The sequence below is a fragment of the Halalkalicoccus sp. CGA53 genome (assembly GCF_036429475.1).
Lineage (GTDB): Archaea > Halobacteriota > Halobacteria > Halobacteriales > Halalkalicoccaceae > Natronorarus > Natronorarus salvus.
In genome coordinates, this window is sequence record NZ_CP144125.1 from 61,735 (window position 1) to 79,469 (window position 17,735).

20 protein-coding genes are annotated in these 17,735 nt (G+C 68.8%); 7 read left to right on the forward strand and 13 right to left on the reverse strand.

What is annotated here, in order from left to right; all coding sequences use genetic code 11:
• Position 1 precedes the first annotated feature (1 nt).
• A complete protein-coding gene (locus V2L32_RS01500) occupies positions 2-1,117 on the reverse strand; it encodes a thiamine pyrophosphate-dependent enzyme (RefSeq protein ID WP_331234670.1) in 1,116 nt (371 codons plus the stop codon).
• Positions 1,118-1,247: 130 nt separating this feature from the next.
• Here V2L32_RS01500 and V2L32_RS01505 point away from each other — a divergent pair, with 130 nt between their 5' ends.
• Positions 1,248-1,754 carry a gamma carbonic anhydrase family protein gene (locus V2L32_RS01505; protein WP_331234671.1) on the forward strand — a complete coding sequence of 169 codons (507 nt, stop codon included), beginning with the start codon at positions 1,248-1,250 and terminating at the stop codon, positions 1,752-1,754.
• A 35-nt stretch (positions 1,755-1,789) separates the two neighbouring features.
• On the opposite strand, the gene eif1A is transcribed toward V2L32_RS01505, so the two are convergent.
• Positions 1,790-2,080: a translation initiation factor eIF-1A gene (gene eif1A, locus V2L32_RS01510; protein ID WP_331234672.1), complete on the reverse strand. Its 291-nt coding sequence runs from the start codon at positions 2,078-2,080 to the stop codon at positions 1,790-1,792.
• 180 nt (positions 2,081-2,260) lie between these two features.
• Positions 2,261-2,752, reverse strand: a complete 492-nt coding sequence (locus V2L32_RS01515) for a CBS domain-containing protein (RefSeq protein WP_331234673.1) — start codon at positions 2,750-2,752, stop codon at positions 2,261-2,263.
• Positions 2,753-2,876: 124 nt separating this feature from the next.
• Here V2L32_RS01515 and V2L32_RS01520 point away from each other — a divergent pair, with 124 nt between their 5' ends.
• Positions 2,877-4,463, forward strand: coding sequence for an outer membrane protein assembly factor BamB family protein (locus tag V2L32_RS01520; protein WP_331234674.1), 1,587 nt, complete (start codon positions 2,877-2,879; stop codon positions 4,461-4,463).
• A 51-nt stretch (positions 4,464-4,514) separates the two neighbouring features.
• Positions 4,515-5,987: a molybdopterin-dependent oxidoreductase gene (locus tag V2L32_RS01525; protein ID WP_331234675.1), complete on the forward strand. Its 1,473-nt coding sequence runs from the start codon at positions 4,515-4,517 to the stop codon at positions 5,985-5,987.
• Between the two features lie 34 nt (positions 5,988-6,021).
• Here the strand turns inward: V2L32_RS01525 and V2L32_RS01530 are convergent, their stop codons facing one another.
• Positions 6,022-6,171, reverse strand: a complete 150-nt coding sequence (locus tag V2L32_RS01530) for a hypothetical protein (RefSeq protein WP_331234676.1) — start codon at positions 6,169-6,171, stop codon at positions 6,022-6,024.
• Positions 6,172-6,271: 100 nt separating this feature from the next.
• On the opposite strand from V2L32_RS01530, the gene V2L32_RS01535 reads away from it, so the two are divergent.
• Positions 6,272-6,790 carry a gamma carbonic anhydrase family protein gene (locus V2L32_RS01535; RefSeq protein WP_331234677.1) on the forward strand — a complete coding sequence of 173 codons (519 nt, stop codon included), beginning with the start codon at positions 6,272-6,274 and terminating at the stop codon, positions 6,788-6,790.
• A 3-nt stretch (positions 6,791-6,793) separates the two neighbouring features.
• Here the strand turns inward: V2L32_RS01535 and V2L32_RS01540 are convergent, their stop codons facing one another.
• Complete coding sequence (locus V2L32_RS01540) at positions 6,794-8,038, reverse strand: S8 family peptidase (RefSeq protein WP_331234678.1); 1,245 nt, start codon at positions 8,036-8,038, stop codon at positions 6,794-6,796.
• Positions 8,039-8,213: 175 nt separating this feature from the next.
• Between V2L32_RS01540 and V2L32_RS01545 the strand changes: the two genes are divergently transcribed.
• A complete protein-coding gene (locus V2L32_RS01545; protein WP_331234679.1) occupies positions 8,214-9,020 on the forward strand; it encodes an alpha/beta fold hydrolase in 807 nt (268 codons plus the stop codon).
• Between the two features lie 62 nt (positions 9,021-9,082).
• Positions 9,083-9,595, forward strand: coding sequence for a methyltransferase family protein (locus V2L32_RS01550; protein ID WP_331234680.1), 513 nt, complete (start codon positions 9,083-9,085; stop codon positions 9,593-9,595).
• Between the two features lie 39 nt (positions 9,596-9,634).
• Here the strand turns inward: V2L32_RS01550 and V2L32_RS01555 are convergent, their stop codons facing one another.
• The 8 genes from V2L32_RS01555 to V2L32_RS01590 all read right to left on the reverse strand — a co-directional run bounded on the left by V2L32_RS01555 (position 9,635) and on the right by V2L32_RS01590 (position 16,491).
• Positions 9,635-10,354, reverse strand: coding sequence for a fumarylacetoacetate hydrolase family protein (locus V2L32_RS01555; RefSeq protein ID WP_331234681.1), 720 nt, complete (start codon positions 10,352-10,354; stop codon positions 9,635-9,637).
• A gap of 38 nt (positions 10,355-10,392) precedes the next feature.
• Entirely contained in the window at positions 10,393-11,049 is a 657-nt protein-coding gene (locus V2L32_RS01560) for an HAD family hydrolase (protein WP_331234682.1), read from the reverse strand.
• The gene (locus V2L32_RS01565; protein ID WP_331234683.1) at positions 11,046-11,741 is read right to left on the reverse strand and encodes an SOS response-associated peptidase; all 696 of its coding nucleotides are present in this window, start codon (positions 11,739-11,741) and stop codon (positions 11,046-11,048) included. Before V2L32_RS01565 ends, V2L32_RS01560 begins: the two co-directional genes overlap by 4 nt.
• Positions 11,742-12,166: 425 nt before the next feature.
• The gene (locus V2L32_RS01570; RefSeq protein ID WP_331236651.1) at positions 12,167-12,874 is read right to left on the reverse strand and encodes a TOBE domain-containing protein; all 708 of its coding nucleotides are present in this window, start codon (positions 12,872-12,874) and stop codon (positions 12,167-12,169) included.
• Between the two features lie 134 nt (positions 12,875-13,008).
• Complete coding sequence (locus V2L32_RS01575; RefSeq protein ID WP_331234684.1) at positions 13,009-13,782, reverse strand: amino acid ABC transporter ATP-binding protein; 774 nt, start codon at positions 13,780-13,782, stop codon at positions 13,009-13,011.
• A complete protein-coding gene (locus V2L32_RS01580) occupies positions 13,779-14,513 on the reverse strand; it encodes an ABC transporter permease (protein WP_331234685.1) in 735 nt (244 codons plus the stop codon). Before V2L32_RS01580 ends, V2L32_RS01575 begins: the two co-directional genes overlap by 4 nt.
• 3 nt (positions 14,514-14,516) lie before the next feature.
• Positions 14,517-15,530, reverse strand: coding sequence for a substrate-binding domain-containing protein (locus V2L32_RS01585; RefSeq protein WP_331234686.1), 1,014 nt, complete (start codon positions 15,528-15,530; stop codon positions 14,517-14,519).
• 259 nt (positions 15,531-15,789) lie between these two features.
• Positions 15,790-16,491, reverse strand: coding sequence for a helix-turn-helix domain-containing protein (locus tag V2L32_RS01590; protein ID WP_331234687.1), 702 nt, complete (start codon positions 16,489-16,491; stop codon positions 15,790-15,792).
• 191 nt (positions 16,492-16,682) lie between these two features.
• Here V2L32_RS01590 and V2L32_RS01595 point away from each other — a divergent pair, with 191 nt between their 5' ends.
• Positions 16,683-17,627, forward strand: a complete 945-nt coding sequence (locus V2L32_RS01595; protein WP_331234688.1) for an NAD-dependent epimerase/dehydratase family protein — start codon at positions 16,683-16,685, stop codon at positions 17,625-17,627.
• Positions 17,628-17,735 lie beyond the last annotated feature (108 nt).

Below are 17,735 nucleotides of genomic sequence, written 5' to 3' on the forward strand. Positions count from 1 at the left end.
GTCACCACCGGAAGGCCCCTTCGCCGTGTTCCTCGACGAGTGCGAGCAGCTCCTCGCGCTGCTCGTCGACGTACGCCGGCGGGTTCGCGAACAGCTCGTCGAACAGCTCCTCTGGTGAGCCCTCGCCCCGGATCGCGAGCGCCTCCTCGGCGGCCTCCCGGGCACGTCGCTCGGCCCGCTCCCGGACCGACTCGGCGTACCCCTCGTCCCAGAGATCTCGATCGACGAGAAAGCGTTCGTAGCGGTCGATCGGGTCGCGCTCGCGCCACCGTTCGACATCTTCCTCGGAGCGGTAGCGGGTGTCGTCGTCGCTCGAGGAGTGTGCGCCGCGGCGGTAGGTCAGCGCCTCGACCAGGGTCGGCTCGCCCGCCCGGGCGCGCTCGACCGCCCGGCGGGTTTCGCGGTAGGTCGCCAGCACGTCGTTCCCGTCGACGAGCACGCCGTCGAACCCGTAGCCTGGCGCCCGGCTGGCGTACGTCTCGGCGGCGGTCTGACCGTCGACGGGCGTCGAGATCGCCCACTGGTTGTTGAGCACCAGGAAGACGACCGGCACGTCGAACACGCCGGCGAAGTTCATCCCGGCGTGGACGTCGCCCTTGCTCGCCCCGCCGTCGCCGACCCCGACGAGCCCGACCTCGTCGTGTCCCTGAAGCGCCCGCCCCCACAGCAGCCCGACCGTCTGCGGGACCTGCGTCCCGACCGCGACGATGTGGGGCAGCCGCCGCTCGTAGGCGTCCATCTCGTCTATCTCGTCGGATTCCCAGGTCTCGTACCCGCGGAGCCAGAACAGCAGGATGTCGACGAGCGGACGCCCCCGCTGGATCTGTGCGCCGTACTGGCGCCACTCGGTGTTCATCCAGTCTCGGTCGGCGAGCGCCGCCGCCGGGCCGACGTGGGCCGCCTCCAGGCCGCGACACTCCATCCAGAAGTGGAACTCGCCCCGGCGCTGCAACGCCAGCCCGCGCTCCTCGAGCGCCCGCGCCTGGACCATCGACTCGTACAGCTCGCAGAACTCCTCGTCGTCGAGTTCGAGGGCCGCGACCGCCTCCTCGTCGTACGACCCGTCCGGGGCGACGATCCCCTCGCAGTCGTCGAACTCCTCCGGGAACCTGCTCATGGAGCGCACGTCGCGGTCGATACTCATATACGTTGACCGGCCACACCGTCCGGGTCGCGGGTCGACGAGCTCCTCGGTGTGGTCGGGGCCACATCGATAGGGGTTACCCCTCTCGTCGGGAACGGGGTGCATGCGCGACGCGTTCGGCGGACACGAGCCCGCGGTGGACGAGACGGCGTTCGTCTCGAAGATGGCCTACCTGATCGGCGAGGTCTCGATCGGAGCGGCGTCGAGCGTCTGGCCGTTCGTTTGCCTCAGAGGCGACGGCGGCGAGACGAGCGTCGGCGAGGGCTCGAACGTGCAGGAGTTCTCGATGCTCCACGGTGCGGAGATCGGCGATCGAGTGACGGTGGGCCACAACGTGGTGATCGACTACGCGACGGTCGAGGACGACTCGCTCGTGGGCATACAGAGCGTCGTGCTGGGCGGCGCAAGGGTGGAGTCGAACGCGCTCGTCGCGGCGGGGAGCGTCGTGCTCCAGGACCAGACCGTCCCGGAGGGGCACCTGGCCTACGGCGCGCCCGCGGAGACCCGCCCGCTCAGCGAGGGCCAGCGCGCGGAGATCGCCCGGATCCAGGACCACTACGTCGAGCTCGCGGCGGAGTACCGATCGACCGGAGGGTTCGAAGAGCGCTGAGCGGTCGCTCGGGGACGAGCTCTCGGCCCGGAGAATCAGTTGATGTGGCCTTCGCGTCGGAGCTGGTCGGCGTCCTGCTCGGTGTAGCGCCACTCGATGTTCGCCTTCTCGTCCTGCCAGGACCACGGCTCGACGAGGACGATGTCGTCCTCGTTGATCCAGGTGCGGTACTTCATTCGGCCCGGGATCCGCCCCAGACGTGTCTTGCCGTCCTCACAGCGGACGCGGACGTGGTTGCCCCCGAGATGTTCGGTGACGACGGCGAACAGCTCGTCGTCGGAGGGCATACGGAGGTTTCGGCGTCCGGAGCCTTCGTTCTCAGACATGTGCCGGTAGTAGAGGAGGAGTCCACTTAAGTTACCGGAGAGGCGCGATAACGCGGCGCACTCCCCCGATGCCCGCCTCCTACCGAGGAGAGAGCACCCCGCCCACGACGGGGGTCGGACGGCCGTGTACGAGGTCGAGGCTCCGGTCGACGTCGGGGGAGGGAGGAAGTCCCGAGACGGTCAGCGCTCGGACGGGCGGAGCGCCCGCAGGAGGTCCTGTCGCGTGACGATGCCGACGAGCACGTCGCCCTCAAGCACCGGGAGCCGGTTGATGTCGCGTTCCTCGTCGGTCAGCAGCGAGACCAGGTCGTCGAACTCGGCGTCGGGGTCGACGCTCACGACGTCGACGGTCATCGCCTCACGGATCGGCTTCCGCGCCCGTTTCGCCACGTCGATCCCGAAGTCCAGGTCGTCGAAGGGAAGGTCGATCGCGTAGGTGAGCGTCTCGCTGAACGGCGGGACGCCGATCGGGACCCAGACGACGCGGTCGTCGCTCCGGAAGAGCCGGAGGATGTCACCCCGGGTGACGATGCCGACGAGGCCCCCCTCGTCCAGCACGGGCAGACCGTCGAAGTCGGCGCGTGCGAGGCGGCCGAGCACGTCCCCCACCTCCTCGTCCGGGCTGGCGGTGGCAACGTCCCTCGTCATCAGATCGCGGGCTCGGAGCGTCATGTGATGGGGGAGGCGACGGCGCGTGCTATGCGTTGCGGTCCGCGCGGTTACCGCGGGGTCGGTGGGTGGGCTACCTCTCGCTGAGCGAGGAGTTATCACCGCCACTAGAGGAGCGGCGATAGAGATGCACACGCGACGAACGAGCCGCCGGAGCGTCCTCGCCGCGTTCTGTGGCCTGCTCGTCGGCTCCGCGACGATCGACGGAGACGGCGTGGCCGGTGCCTCGGAGGACCCCTCCGGTACCGACCCCGGCCGGTCCGGTGCGACCGCCGACGGACCGACGATCGACGACCCGACCGAACGCTGGTGGCGGGACGGTACGGCGACGAGCGTCCCGACGCTCGCCGACGGCGCCGCGTTCGTCGCCACCGAGGCCGGCGAACTCCTCTCGCTCGACACGGCCGACGGCGAGGAGCGCTGGAGCCTCCCGGTCAGTGAGGGGATCGAGGGGGCACCCGCGACCGACGGGGATGCGGTCTACCTCGCCGTCGGCGAGGAGCTCGTCGCCGTCGACGCCGGTACCGGGGACGAGCGCTGGCGATACGCCCTCGACGGTCCGGCGACGTCGTCGCCGGTCGTCGCGGACGGGACGGTCTACGTCTCCGACGGGCGCACCCACGCCGTCTCGACCGACGGCGAGCGGCGGTTTCGGGTGGACGGGACCGCCCCGGCGGCCACGGACGGGGCCGTCTTCGTCGTGGACGACGGGGTGAGAGCGCGCTCGGCGAACGACGGCGAGGAGCGATGGCACGCGGATCCCGCACCAGGGATCGTCGCCGTCTCCGCGACCGGGCGAGCGGTGCTCGCCTGGAGCGAGACCGAGGCGTTCGTCCTCGATCCCGACACCGGCGAGGAGCGCCGGTCGATCTGGGGGGACGGGATCGAGGGCGTCGCGACCGACGGCGAGACGGTCACCGTCGGGAGCCGATCGGGGCTGTTCTCGGACGGCCCGGACGGCGGCTGGGAGGTGATCAAGGAGCCGCGCTTTCGCGGTCCGTTGCTCGCGGGCGACCGGGTCTACGCGACGAACACCCACGAGGGCGGACGGAGGGCGCCCGCGCTCTACGCCTTCGAGGCGGAGACGGGCGTCGAACGGTGGTCGCTCTCGAACGTGGACGCCCACGGCCTGGCGGTCGGGGACGGGAGCCTCCTCGTCTCGACCGCCGATGGGATCGGCGCGTTCGGCGACGCGACGGAGGGAGAGGACGAGGGAGACGGGTCGGACGATCCGGAGGATCAAGAGGGTGACGACGACGAGAGCGACCCGACCGGTCCCGACGACGGGAGTCCGGAGGGGAAGGTGACGGACGACGGCGACGAGAGCGAGGACGGCGAACCTGGAGAGGACGGGGAGGGCGACGAGGCTGGAGACGGGGGAGACGACGACACCGGAACCGGCGACGAGGTGGAAGACGACGCGAGCAGTGGCCACGAGAACGGGGACGACGGAGGGTCGAGGTCCGAAGACGACGGAACGGAGGAGGGCGAGGAGAGCGTAGCGCCCGGTGACGGGGAGCGCGACGACGGGAGCGGGCTCGCGAACGAGCCCTCGCCGACCGAGAGCGGAACGGAATCTCGCGACATCGACTCGATCGCGAGTGCGGTCGAGGAACAGCCGGGGTTCGGAATTCTCGCCGGTCTCGGGGGGATCGGGGCCGCGGCCTACGCGCTCTACACGCGCGTCGAGCGAGGCGACCGCGACTGCGAGTGACCGGGCCTCGGGCGCGATAGCGTTTACCGGAGGGAGTCCCTAGCTGATCGTGTGTCCGATCGATCGGTCGTCGGGGCGTTCGCGTCGCTGATCGCGGGGATCGCCGGAGTTCTCGGGTCGTACCTCGCCACCGGCGGCGCGAGCGCGTTCATCGCCGTCCCGGCGACCGAACTCCTCGTCGGCTACAGCCCCGCGATCGTGGTGAACACGGTGATAGAGACGCTCGGCTCCCTCGGCGAGACGCTGCTGGTCCTCACCGCGGGCGCGATGACCGCAAGCCTGCTCGCCGTCGTGAGCTACGCGAGTCTCGTCGCAGGAGCGCGGGCGGAGTCACCGCACGCCGGAGCCGCACTCGGGGGCGTGTCGAGCGGTCTCCTGGCCCTCGGGCTCGTCGGCTCGCTCCTCTCCGCTACGGGTGTGGCGACCGGCGTCCTGCTCGTCCTGCTCGCCGTGCCAACACGCCCCGGAACGGGGAGCGTCGACGGACCGCGACGACAGGTGCTTCGCGTCGGCGCGGCCGTCGTCGGCGTCGGCGTGATCGGGACGCTGCTCGGACGGCTCGGCGGCGAGCGCGCGCCGCCTCCGCCGCTCGATCTCCCGACAGGGACGGAACTCGCGGTCGAGTCCCGCCTGGACGAAGCGCGGGAGCGCTCGTTCGACCTTCCCGGCGCGCCGGGGCTGGTGAGCGAGATCGGCGAGTTCTACACCGTCGACATCAACAGCGCGACGCCGACGTTCGACGCCGAGGGCTGGACGCTGTCCGTCGAGGGCGCGGTCGAGGGGACGGTGGCGATCGACTACGAGGACCTCCTCGCGCGCGACGCGGAGGTGGTCACCGCGACGCTCCGGTGTATCGGAGAGCCGGTCGACGGGAACCTCCTCGACACCGCCGTCTGGACCGGGGTGCCGGTCGCCGACCTGCTCTCGGGGGCTGCACCTCGTGGCGAGTACGCGACGATCCACGCGCTCGACGGCTACGACGAGATCGTCCCGATCGAGGGCTACCTCGAGCGTGGGCTGCTCGTCTACGCGATGAACGGCGAGACGCTGCCGCGGGAACACGGCTTCCCGGTCCGGCTGCTCATGCCCGGCACGTGGGGGAAGGTGAACGTGAAGTGGATCGACCGGATCGAGATCACCGAGGAGGAGGGAGAGGGCTACTGGGGCTCGCGCGGCTGGAACGGCACCGCGCCGATGCGGACGGTCGCGAAGCTCTGGAGCGCCGAACAGAGCGGAGAGGGGATGCAGGTCGGCGGCCACGCCTACGCCGGCGATCGGGGGATCGACGCCGTGGAGGTCTCGATCGACGGCGGGACTAGCTGGGAGGAGGCGAAGCTGAGCGAGACGCTCTCGGAGGCCGCGACGTGGCGGCAGTGGCGCCACTCGTTCGAGGCCGATCCCGGCGAGTACGAGGTGGTCGTCCGGGCGATCGACGGCGACGGCACGGTACAGGAGGGCGAGGAGGGAGACGCGCTCCCGGACGGCGCGACCGGCTGGATGTCTCGGACGATCAGCGTCGAGTGAGAGCGATCTACGACGCGTCGGGCGACCGATCGAGCTACTGGCCGGTCATCACGTTCGTGCTGCCACACTCCGGACAGCGCGTCATGGTCCCGAACTTGGGCACCTCGACCGTGGCCCACCCCTCGCCCGGCGGTGCGCTGAACCCGCACTGGAGACACCGCGACGCCGGCAGTTCCACTGACATGGGGTCGCATACGACACGGGAGATCAAGTGTGTTTTCCGGGATTCGCCGAGGGATCGGCCCGGGGAAAACGGTATCACTCGGTGTGCGGTAGCTGGGGTCATGGAAGACAGGCGCGAGTACGGGTTCGAGGGATCGAGGCCGACGGTCGATCCGGCGGCGTTCGTGAGTCGCGAGGCGACGCTGATCGGTGACGTCACCGTCGAGGCGGACGCGAGCGTCTGGCCCGGGACCGTCCTCCGGGGCGATATCGCGCCGGTACGGATCGGTCGCGAGTCCCACGTCGGCGACAACGCGACGCTTCACGCCTCGGTCGTCGGCGAGCGGGTGATGGTCGGCCACGGTGCGGTGACCGACGAGGTAGAGATAGCGGACGGCTCGCTGATCGGGTTCAACGCGACGCTCGCGAGCGGGGTGCGCGTCGGCGAACGGTCGATCGTCGCCGCAGGAACGGTCGTTCCGGACAACTACGAGATTCCCGCCGGGTCGTTCGCCCGGGGGGTCCCCGCACAGGTGATCCCGCTCTCGGAGACGACGATAGACCCCGAGGAGACGTTCGAGGAATACTCCTCCGGGGCGTATACGGATCTGGCGAGCCGGCACGGGGAGCTGTTCGAGTGACTACTATACTCGCTCGACGGTGTTCAGCGCGTTGATCCGTCCGGCGCCGAACTCCAGGCTGCTGCGGCCGTCGACGAGTTCCGCGCCGTGGGCAATCGCGTTCTCGACCCGGTTCGCGTTCATGATAGGTTCGAGTTCGCGGACGAGGGCGACGAGTCCCGCGACCTGTGGGGCGGCCATCGAGGTGCCGGCCTTCCAGCCGTAGGTGGCATCGGGTTCGGTCGAGAAGACGAGGTCGTCGGGAATCACCGTCTCCTCCAAGGTCTCGCGGCCGCCGCCGGGTGCGCCAACCTCGATCTCGTTGGTTCCGTAGTTCGAGTAGAACGCGAGGTCGTCCCCTGGACCGCTCGCGGAGACGGTCATGACGCCCTGGACGGTACCGGGGAGGTAGAACAGTCCTCCCTGCTGGAGGTTCGTCTCGGCGTTACCCGACGAGACGGTCGAGACGGTGCCGCGACGGGCGGCGTCCTGCATCACCCGCTGAACCGCGACGCGCGTTCCGTCCGGATTCGCCTCCGACGGGAACGGCCCCGCACCGAGGCTGAAGTTCGCGGCGTCGGCACCGATCTCAGCTGCGTAATCCGCGCCCGCGAGGACGTCCGCGAACGAACTGCTGTCGGGGCCGAGCACGCGCACCGAGACGAGTTCGGCGTCGGGGGCGGTGCCCGTTACACCTTCCGCGCCGGTCGCCGCCGCGGTCCCCGCGACGTGAGTGCCGTGGTCGCCGCTGTCGCCGCTGTGGGGGGCTTCCTGGCCACCGTTGATGAAGGAGAGGCTCAGGTCCTCGTTGAAGTTTCCTTCGAGGTCGTGATGAGTGCCGTCGACGCCGGTGTCGGCGATGACGATTCGGCTCCCCTCGCCGGTCGCGTGGTGGTGGGCTTCGAACGTGTCGGTGATCTCCTTGTCCCACTGGTTCTCGGTGAATTCGGCGTCCCCGGTCGTGTGGTCCTCCGCGAAAGGCTCCGCGAGATTCACCTCGAAGTTCGGCGTGACGGCGTCGACGCCGCCGACGTTCGCGTCCTCCTCGGCGTTCGCCGGTCCGGAGACGATCAGCACAGATCCACCCGCGAGTTCGCGTGTTACGTCGAACCCAGCCCTCTCAAGGTTCCGTCGAGCGCCGTTTCCACCCGTGCTGACGATATAGGTCCCCTCGCCGCCCGCGCTCGTGCTCCCGGCGAACGTCAGACCGACGCCCGCCGCACCGATTCCCCGCAGTACCCCTCGTCGTGACACGTGAATTGGTGTCATACCAGTAATCGGTACAGTAGTCTAAATTTATGTCTTTCGTAACAGTATGCAAGTAGCGATTAAACTATATTTCTACCAGAAGAGAGTTTTTTGTCTAGATAGAAGTGAGAAGATATCCGAAGAAAGGGCGTCCGCAATGAGAAGCTTCACCCGCACCCGGACGTAACACCCCACAATGAGCACGATAGAACTCGGCGAGACCCCCTTCTGGTACGACGACGTCGGCGAGGGGCCGCCGATCGTCTTCCTCCACGGCGGCTTCCTCGACGCGACCAGCTGGCGACCGCAGGTCGAGCGGTTCAGTGAGGACCACCGCGTCGTCACCTTCGACGTCCGCGGACACGGCCGGACCGGGAAGACCGACCTCCGACGGTATACGGTACCTGGATTCGCCGACGACCTCCACGACCTCCTCACCACCATCGACGTCGAGGAACCGGTAGTCTGCGGGCTCTCGCTCGGGTCGATGATCGCACAGGCCTACGCCGAGCGGTACCCTGTGCGGGGACTCGCACTCGCCGGGGCGCTCCGGACGATGCCGCCGGTCCCGCTGCCGACGGCGTACAAGCGCGCGGCTTCGCCAACCGGAGGGCTCGCGATGACGCTCGCGCTCACCGGCCAGCGGGCGACGTTCGAACTGCTGCTCTCTGGGATCAGAGCGGTGGAGGGCCACCCCTGGCTCGCGATCGACGACGAGGTCAGAGAGCGCGCGCTCGAGACCGTCTCCGAGATCTCGCGCTCGGAGTACGTGAAGACGTTCGACGCGCTCTACCGGTTCACACCGCCGGAGATCGTGACCGACGCCCCCTCCGCCCTGATCTACGGCGAGTACGAGGCGAGCGCGGTGAAAGCACAGAGCAAGCGGCTCGCCGACGCGCTCGACGCGTCGGTCGCCTCGATCCCGGACGCCGGCCACCTCGTCAACGCCGACGCGCCCGAGGCGTTCAACGGCGTGGTCGACGACCTCCTCGCACGGGTCTGAGACGTCAGCCGAGTCGTCTTCCGGTCGAGCGGTCTTTTTACCCCGCGCGTGGTGTGTGAGCCATGGCATCGCCACGCACGCTCTGCAAATCGGCGCTGTTTACGCTGGTCGTCCCCGGATCGGTCGGGGTGTGGATCCCGCAGCTACTCCGCCGACGCGAACACCCTGACGGTCCGAAACTACCGCTCCCCCGGCCGGCTTCCCGGGTGGCGGGGACGCTCTCGATCCTCGCCGGCGCGCTGCTCTACGTGCACACCGCCTGGCGGTTCGCGGACGAAGGGGAGGGGACCCCGGCGCCGATCGACGAACCGGAGCCGCTCGTCGTCGGTGGGATCTACGCCCACGTGCGCAACCCCATGTACCTCGCCGTCCTCCTGGTGGTCCTCGGTCAGGCGATCCTGTTCAGATCGCTGCACGTGCTCTGGTGGGCCGCGGGCTGTCTCCTCGGCTTCCACGACCGGGTGGTCGGCTGGGAGGAGCCACATCTAGCGGAGAAACACGGCGAGGTGTACGAGCGATACTGCGAGGCGGTCCCACGGTGGATACCGCGACTCCGTCCGTGGACCGGCGGGTGACGCCCGACTGGATCTACGACGCCACCGGCTCTCGGCCGACTACGACCGGGAGGGGACGACCTCGTTGACGAGGGTGCCGACCCCCTCGTAGGTGATCTCGATCCGGTCGCCGGGTCCGATCAGCCCCGGGTTCGCGGGGCTCCCGAAGGCGACCACGTCGCCGGGCTGGAACGTAAAGCGCTCGGAGAGGTACGAGACGACCTCGAACGGGTCGAACAGCATCAACTCTGTGTTCGCCTCCTGACGCCGACCTCCGTTTATCTCGGTGTGCATCTCGATCCCCCTCGGGTCGAGGTCGGTCTCGATCCACGGTCCGAGCGGACCGGAGCCGTCGAAGGCCTTCCTGGCCGTGCGCCCCTGCTGGTCGAGCGCGTCCAGGTCGTTCATGACCGTGTACCCCCGGATCGCGTCCGGAACGTCCTCCTCCGAGAGGTCGGTACAGCGCTCGTCGATCACGGCCGCGAGTTCGCCCGCGTAGGTGAACTCCTCGGTGAACGCCGGGTACTCGATCGGGTCGTGGTGGGCGATCACCGAAACCGGGGGTTTGATGAAGAAGTCGGGCTCTGTGGGGCGGTCGTAGTCCATCTGTGAGAGCGTCTCCGCGTAGTTCCTGCCAACACAGTAGAGCGCCGTCGGATCACACGGGGCGAGCAGCTCCGTTTCTGGTACCTGGAACCGTTCGCCCTCGTGCGCGATGCACTCGCCGTCGTAGGAACCCGAGACGACCCGGCCGTCGACCGCCGCGCGCGCCAGACGCATACCCCCGTTCGAGTCGCCCGCGACCTGAGTGGTTCGGTTTAACCCTCGAACACGCCCACCAGGTCGTGGAGGCTCTCAATCTCGTGGGTGGGGGTCGCCGGCAGGTCGTAGTCGACCCTGTGCTCCCGGCGGATGAACGCGCTGTCGGCACCTACCGCCCGTGCGGCGAGCACGTCCACGCCGCTGTCACCGACGTAGAGCGCCTCGCCCGGATCGCAGTCGAGCGCTGAGAGCGCGCGTTCGATGTAGTGGCCGCTCGGCTTCTTCCGCTCGATCCCTTCCGGGGTCGGCTCGCGCCCGTAGACGACCTCGAACTCCGTGAGGTCGAAGTGTTCGACGATGAACGAGACGGTCTCCTGCTGGTTGTTGCTCACCATTCCGAGCGTCGATGGGAGGGTAGAGAGCGCCGAGACGTCGTCGTAGAGCGACTTCTCGCCCGCACGGATCGCCTCCTGCTGGACGGCGGAGGCGTTCGCGTCGCGGGCGCGCCAGAGATCCGCGGGGTCGAGGCCGTGCCGGCGGGAGACCGACGCGAGACCCTCCGGCGTCGTGCGCAGGAGCGCCTCGACGTCCTCCTCGCGCGGGTCGACGTCGAACGACGCGAACGTCTCCCTGACCGCCTCGCGGATGACCGACCAGTCGGTCAGTTCGACGATCACGCCGTCGTTGTCGAAGACGACCGCCTCGTAGCTCACGCGCCGACCTCCTCGATCAGTTCGGGTCCGTCGACGCTCGGATCGTTCACCGCCGTCGAGACGGGGTAGGAGTGGAACCCCTCGCCGGGGATCGGCCGGAGCAGGTCGCGTCGCTCGTCCGGGTCGGCCGTCAACCACTCCCGTTCTCGGTCTTCGGGGAGGACGACCGCCATCCGGTGGTGCAGTGGCTCGACCACCTCGTTCGGCCCGGTCGTGAGGATCGTGAACGCCTCGGTCGGTTCGGTCTCGTCCGCACTCCCCTCCCCCGAGAAGGCGTCGAGTCCGGTCTGGCGCGTCGGCGGCGTCCAGGCCTCCCAGAGCCCGGCCATCGCGAACGGCTCGCCGTCGCGACGGGCGACCCGGTAGGGTCGCTTCTCCCCGCCCTCGTCGACCCACTCGTAGAAGCCGTCGGCCACCACGAGACACGGTCGCTCGCGGTAGGCCTCCCGGAAGCTCCGTTTCTCGGCCACGGTCTCCGAACGGGCGTTGATCAGGTCGCGGCGGTCCTCCGCCCACGTCGGGGTGAGCCCCCAGGTCATCGGCGAGATGGTCTCGGGCGTGTCGGCACGGATCACCGGCAACGACTCGCGCGGCGCGGCGTTGTACGTCGGCTCGATCGGTTCGGTCGCTCGCGCGTCGAATCGCACCTCCAGGACCTCGCCCGAGACCGTCAGGGTGTAGCGTCCGCACATACCCTTACTACACGCTGCGAGGAGCATAACGGCTCTGCGTTTCGAGAGACCCCTCGTGATCGAAGGGGCCGTGGAAATGCCCACGGGCCCGTCGACACTCATACGGGGTGTATGCGGACAGTCCCGAAGCGAGACCATCCACGTCCCGCTACACGTCCACCCGGTATGTACTTTCGCCATGCCATAGACGAACGGGAAGAAACTCGACCGTCCGCTGATCGACGACCGGGGTGTAGAGCCGTTCGACGGGGGCCGACGACGACGCTCGAACCGGGAACCGTCGGGCGCTCGGCATATCGGTCGTTCGACATAGACACCGCAATTAATATATTTCTGGCCGTAAAAGAAACTGGTGTCGGCGATGGGTACTGTGTACCTCCCCACCCCACTCCGCAGGTCCATCGGCCGACACGGTTTTCACGCCTTCAGACCCCGTCGAGCGGTCGAGCCGTCGCCCGCGTCGCGGTCGCCTTGAACGAGACCTCGACCTCGGTTCCCGGAGCGAGGTCGAGACGGTCGAGGCTCGACCGGGTCACGAGCGCCGAGAGCGGCGTCTCGCCGCCTACGTCGACCGTGACCGTCGCGACCGTCTCCCCCGCGTCGATCGAGCGGACGGTCCCCGAGAACCGGTTTCGCGCGCTCGTCCCGTCCTCGTCCGGCGATTCCGAGGGGGCGGTGAGCGTGACCGCGTCCGCCCGGATCGACACCTCGACCGACTCGGACTCCGGAGGGACGAGCGCGCGGAGCCGGCCGACCCCCGTCTCGACGACGCCGAGTTCGCCCGTCCGGTCGACGACCCGACCCTCGAGAACCGTCTTCCCGACCGTCGCCAGCCCGGAGGAGGCGGCTTCGAGCCGCCCGAACCGCCGCGAGAGCGCCCGGGCGGTGTCGGTGAGGCTGCTCCCGCCGCCACCGGATCCCCCCCGGGTTCGCTCCGTGAGGGGGCCGAGCGCCTCCTCGAGGGCGACGATCCGGCGCTGGGCGTGGGCGTACGACCGACCGAGGGCGGCCGCCGCGGCGTGGATCGAGCCGTGGTCGTCGATCGCCGAGAGGAGCTCGACATCGCGTTTCGTCACCGCGAGGTCGCCGACCACGAGTTGCACCTCGAACCCCTCGCGCAGTTCCTCGTCCATTCGACGTTCGCTCAGACCGGCGCGGTCGGGATCAATCCAGCGGTCGGGCCGGGTCATACTGTCGGCTGTATCCGTCTACCGAGTCCCGGCACCACGAGGGTTCGATACTTGTGAACGACGTACAGACGACAGTATCAGTAGACCAGCTCGCCCTCGACGAACTTCCGCGTCCGCCCGTCGCGTGGCTCATCGAAGACCCGCTCGGTCGGTCCGATCTCGGCGATCCCGGTCCCGAGCACCACCGCCACGCGGTCGGCGATCCGCTCTGCCTGGTGCATGTCGTGCGTCGCGAGGACCACGCCGATCCCTCGCCCTCGCGCCTCGTCGATCGCCTCCTCCAGCACGGCGGTGTTCCGGGGGTCGAGGTCGGAGGTGGGCTCGTCGAGCAGCAACACGTCGGGGTCGTAGGCGAGCGCACGGGCGAACGCGACGCGCTGGGCCTCCCCACCGGAGAGCGATCGGGCGTTCTGCTCCTCTTTCCCGTTCAGACCGACGACCGAGAGCGCCTCGCTCGCCGCCTCGGCCGTCCCGTTTCGTCTGCCGACGAGGTCCGCGACGCTCCGTCTTACCCTGTCGGTCCAGGACTGGCGCACCCGGAGGCCGTACTCGGCGTTCTCCAGCACTGAAACGTCGAAGAGGCTGGCCTCCTGAAACACCATCCCGACGTTCCGACGCATCGCGAGTCGCCGGCCCTCGGAGACCGCCCAGACGTCGGTTCCCTCGAACCGGATCGCCCCGCTACCGGGCCGTTCGAACAGCGCGAGCAGCCGGAGGAGGGTGGACTTGCCGACCCCGGACGGACCGATGATCGCCAGCACCTCGCCGCGCTCGACCGAGAGCGAGAGCCCCTCGAACACCCGCTCGTCGTACGCGTGCGAGACGTCGCTCACCTCGAGGAGGGCCGTCATCGCGTCCCCCCGCTCCCGCCGAGACGGCCGACGGCCGCGTTCACGAGGAGGACCAGCACGACGAGGATCGCCCCGAGGAACATCGCGGTCTCGAACCGGCCCTGTCTCGCCTCGAGCTGGATCGCCGTCGTGAGGTTTCTGGTGTAGGAGGTGCCGTCGGCGTAGGCGATGTTCCCGCCGACGATGAGGACCGAGCCGACCTCGCTGATCGCCCGGCCGAAGCCGGCGAGGACGGCCGTCGCGATGCCGAAGCGTGCCTCCTTGATCACGACGAGCGCGACGTCGAGTCGGGTTCCCCCCATCGCGAACGCCGCGTCGCGGACACTCTCCTCGACGCTCGTCACCGCCGCGAGGCTCACCCCCGTGATCACCGGCGTCGCGAGCACGAACTGCGAGATGATCATCGCCTCCGGGGTGAAGACCAGTCCCAGCGAGCCGAACGGGCCGCTGCTCGAGAGCGCAAAGAGCACGACGAGGCCGACGACGACGCTCGGAAAGCCCATCCCCGTGTTGATGATCGCCGTCACGAGGCTCTTTCCGGGGAACCGATTGAACCCGACGGCCATCGCGACGGGGAGGCTGAACAGCGTCGAGATCGCCACCGCGATCAGGCTCACGGTGAGCGAGACGCGGACGATGCTCGTGATGTAGTGGCGTTCGAACGGGAGATCGACGAACGCCGGGAGCGTCTCGGCGGTCAACAGGGCCACCGCGGTCACCGGTATCGACATCGTTCAATCACCGTCGTCGTCCTCCGCATCGCCGTCGGCACTCCACCCTTCCGGGACGTACTGCTCGAAGTTCGGGTCCTCAGAGAGTGCCTCGGGGAAGAACAGCTGTTCGCCGTCGAGCGCGTAGTTCTCGACGACGTCCTGGCCTTCCGGACCGGTGAGGAAGCCGAGGTACGCCATCGCGAGGTCGTAGTTCCGATCCTCGAACCGGGCGGGGTTCGCCGCGAGTACCCCATACGGGTTCGCGAGGATCTCGGGGCCGCCCTTGACGGGGCCCTCGACGAGGATCACGAGTTCGATCTCGCCCTGCTGGGAGATGTACGTCCCGCGGTCGGCGAGGGTGTACGCCCCCTGCTGGCTCGCCTGGTTGAGCGTATCACCCATCCCCTGTCCGGTCTCGAGATACCACTCCCCGCCCGGCTCGGCGTCGGACTCCTCCCAGATCGCGAGTTCGGCCGAGTGCGTCCCCGAGTTGTCCCCGCGAGAGGCGAACAGCTCCTCGGCCCCGGCGATGGCAGCGAACGCCTCGATCGCGTCCCCCCCTCCCTCGATCCCCGCCGGGTCGTCCGCGGAGCCGACGATCACGTAGTCGTTGAACATCAGATCCCGTCGGTTCACCCCGTAGCCCTCCTCCAGGAACTCGTCCTCCTGTCCGCGGGCGTGGACCATGATCACGTCCGCGTCGCCGTTTCTCGCCGTCTCGAGCGCCGCACCGGTGCCCTGTGCGATCGCCTGAACTGGCGTGCCGAAACGCTCTTCGAACGCGAGGTTGACCTCGTCGAGCAGGCCCGTGTCGTAGGTGCTCGTCGTCGTCGTGAGGACGAGTTCCTCGCCCTCGACGCTCCCCCCGGATTCCCCGCTCGCGCTATCGCCGTCCTCTCCGGCATCGTCACCGCCGCCGTTCTCCCCGTCTCCGGCGTCTCCCTCTCCGTCATCCACCATCCCCGTACAACCGGTGAGTCCAGCCGTCACCGTTCCACCCGCGAGCGCGAGGAACCGCCGGCGTTGTATCGACATAGATACTACGAACGATGGGACGGTGAAATAGGTTCCGATGGGGTAACCGTTCGGAGTTACTCACGACGAACGAGTCGTCCATCCACGGGGGTGTGGGACGAACGGTGGTCACACGGTCGAATCGGTGTAACCGAAAGTAGTTCCGTTGTTCGGACTCCAGCGAGCTATCGACCGCGTCCGCGGTGCGATCCGCGCCGTGAGGTAGATACAGCTCGTCGGGAAGTATCGGGGGGAGTCGATCGCCTGCCAGGAACCGGGTTCAGGACGCCGTTTCTGAGGAGGCGTTGGCGTCAGTGAAGCCCTCGTTCAACATTCCCTGCTGCGCTCGGCGGAGCCGTTCGGAGAGCGACTGGTGTGAGATGTCGAGGTGTTCGGAGAGCTCCTCCAGGGAGATCTCGCGGGGGATCTCGAAGTAGCCGTGCTCGATGGCGAGTTCGAGCGCCTCGTACTGCTCCTCCGTGAGCCCGACCTCGGAGAGGTCGTCTTCCGCGATCGTCCGGATCGCGGCGATCGAAACGTCGACGCCGTTCGCTCGCAGCGATTCGAGCGACTCCTCGATGTCCTCCCGGTCCACGTAGCGCAGCCGGATCGACCACGTCCCCTCCGAACACGTCGCCGTGAGGATCGTCCCGCCGGTCTCGACGATCGACGGGAGCACCCTGAACGCCTCTGCACACCGGATCGAGTAGAGAGACTCCCCCTCGCCCCCGGAGATCAGCGTGTACTCCTCGACGCCCGGGGTCGCCTCGAGCGCCGCCTCGACCCTCTCTCTCGAGGCTCCCCGAAACCGGATCGGGACACCGTCGGTCAGCACCACCTGTTCGAGCTCCATCTCGATCGAGGGCTCGCGCTCTACCGTCTCCGCGAACAGCGTGTCCGCGGCCGAAATCCTGAGTTCTACTATCGTGACCACGTGGATGTATCCCGGATCGACACCGCCCGCGAGACCATCGGCCAGCACGGGTGCTCGATCGACGATAGCTCTAGACGACGGCGCTGGAGATAAGTACCACGTTTGGGTATTCACCGGTGGTCGGACCGTTTCACCGCGATTCGATCGGTCGCGATCGCCGAGAGAACTCGGCCGTCGGTCTCCGTCACCCCTCGTCCGTGACCGAACCCGTTAATCGCCGACGGACGGTACGGCCGATTATGAAGGTCGCGATCACGGGCGGGACGGGCTTCGTGGGGTCGCACCTGCTCGACCGTCTCGGCGACGACGGACACGAGGTCGTGCCGGTTGCACGCGGAACCCGGGAACCGGAGGTCGACCCGCTGGAGCGGTCGGACACCCGGTTCGTCGCGGCGTCCGTCACCGACGGCGCGGCGCTCCGCGAGGCGTTCGCCGGTTGCGACGCCGTGGCACACCTCGCCGGGATCAACCACGAGCGTGGCGCACAGACCTACCGGGAGGTCCACGTCGCCGGGACGAAGAGCGTCGTCGAGGCTGCGACCGACGCGGGGGTCGAGAGGCTCGCCCTCACGAGCTACCTGCGCGCCCGCCCGGACTGCGGGTCGGGCTACCTCGAGTCGAAGTGGGCCGCGGAGGAGGTCGTCCGCAGTTCGGACCTCGAGTACACCGTCGTGAAACCCGGCGTCGTCTACGGAGCCGGGGACCAGATGCTTCGGGGACTCGCCCGCTCGCTCGTGACCACCCCGGTGTTCCCGGGAGTCGGCCTCGGGGAACGCAGGGTCCGCCCGCTCGCGGTCGCGGACCTCGTCGACGTCCTCGCCGTCGCCCTCACGACCGATCGGCTCTCGGGGACGACGGTCGCCGTCGCGGGCCCGGAGGAGCTCCCGTTTTCGGGACTCGTTCGACGAGTCGGGGAGGTGATCGGACGACGGCCGCTGATCGTCCCCACGCCGGTCCCCGCGCTCTCGGCCTCGGCGTGGCTACAGGAGCGGGTGATGGAGACACCGGTCGTCTCGACGGCGGGCGTCCGGATGCTCGCGGAGGGGGCGACCGAACCGGCCCCCGAGGGCGTCTGCGATCCGCTGCCCGACCACCTGCGACCGTCGAGAGCGTTCTCGGAGCGACGGATCGCGGCGGGCCTTCCTCGTTTGAAGCCGTTCGGACTTTCGGACCTCCGGTGGTGAACCCGCTCCGCCGTAGTTCGTCGATCCGATCGGGTCGGGCTCCGACGCCGCCGGCGACACCGCTCTCGAAAACTGGTACCGACCGAAGTTAGGTGGCTGGGGAGTCGG

Excerpts from the sequence above, each read along its gene's own strand:
- V2L32_RS01595 (WP_331234688.1), top strand. The coding sequence starts at position 16,683 with ATGAAGGTCGCGATCACGGGCGGGACGGGCTTCGTGGGGTCGCACCTG.
- V2L32_RS01565 (WP_331234683.1), bottom strand. The coding sequence starts at position 11,741 with ATGTGCGGACGCTACACCCTGACGGTCTCGGGCGAGGTCCTGGAGGTG.
- V2L32_RS01515 (WP_331234673.1), bottom strand. The coding sequence starts at position 2,752 with ATGACGCTCCGAGCCCGCGATCTGATGACGAGGGACGTTGCCACCGCC.
- V2L32_RS01535 (WP_331234677.1), top strand. The coding sequence starts at position 6,272 with ATGGAAGACAGGCGCGAGTACGGGTTCGAGGGATCGAGGCCGACGGTC.
- V2L32_RS01530 (WP_331234676.1), bottom strand. The coding sequence starts at position 6,171 with ATGTCAGTGGAACTGCCGGCGTCGCGGTGTCTCCAGTGCGGGTTCAGC.
- V2L32_RS01575 (WP_331234684.1), bottom strand. The coding sequence starts at position 13,782 with ATGACGGCCCTCCTCGAGGTGAGCGACGTCTCGCACGCGTACGACGAG.
- eif1A (WP_331234672.1), bottom strand. The coding sequence starts at position 2,080 with ATGTCTGAGAACGAAGGCTCCGGACGCCGAAACCTCCGTATGCCCTCC.
- V2L32_RS01540 (WP_331234678.1), bottom strand. The coding sequence starts at position 8,038 with ATGACACCAATTCACGTGTCACGACGAGGGGTACTGCGGGGAATCGGT.
- V2L32_RS01520 (WP_331234674.1), top strand. The coding sequence starts at position 2,877 with ATGCACACGCGACGAACGAGCCGCCGGAGCGTCCTCGCCGCGTTCTGT.
- V2L32_RS01550 (WP_331234680.1), top strand. The coding sequence starts at position 9,083 with ATGGCATCGCCACGCACGCTCTGCAAATCGGCGCTGTTTACGCTGGTC.
- V2L32_RS01580 (WP_331234685.1), bottom strand. The coding sequence starts at position 14,513 with ATGTCGATACCGGTGACCGCGGTGGCCCTGTTGACCGCCGAGACGCTC.
- V2L32_RS01545 (WP_331234679.1), top strand. The coding sequence starts at position 8,214 with ATGAGCACGATAGAACTCGGCGAGACCCCCTTCTGGTACGACGACGTC.
- V2L32_RS01505 (WP_331234671.1), top strand. The coding sequence starts at position 1,248 with ATGCGCGACGCGTTCGGCGGACACGAGCCCGCGGTGGACGAGACGGCG.
- V2L32_RS01555 (WP_331234681.1), bottom strand. The coding sequence starts at position 10,354 with ATGCGTCTGGCGCGCGCGGCGGTCGACGGCCGGGTCGTCTCGGGTTCC.
- V2L32_RS01570 (WP_331236651.1), bottom strand. The coding sequence starts at position 12,874 with ATGGACGAGGAACTGCGCGAGGGGTTCGAGGTGCAACTCGTGGTCGGC.
- V2L32_RS01585 (WP_331234686.1), bottom strand. The coding sequence starts at position 15,530 with ATGTCGATACAACGCCGGCGGTTCCTCGCGCTCGCGGGTGGAACGGTG.
- V2L32_RS01500 (WP_331234670.1), bottom strand. The coding sequence starts at position 1,117 with ATGAGCAGGTTCCCGGAGGAGTTCGACGACTGCGAGGGGATCGTCGCC.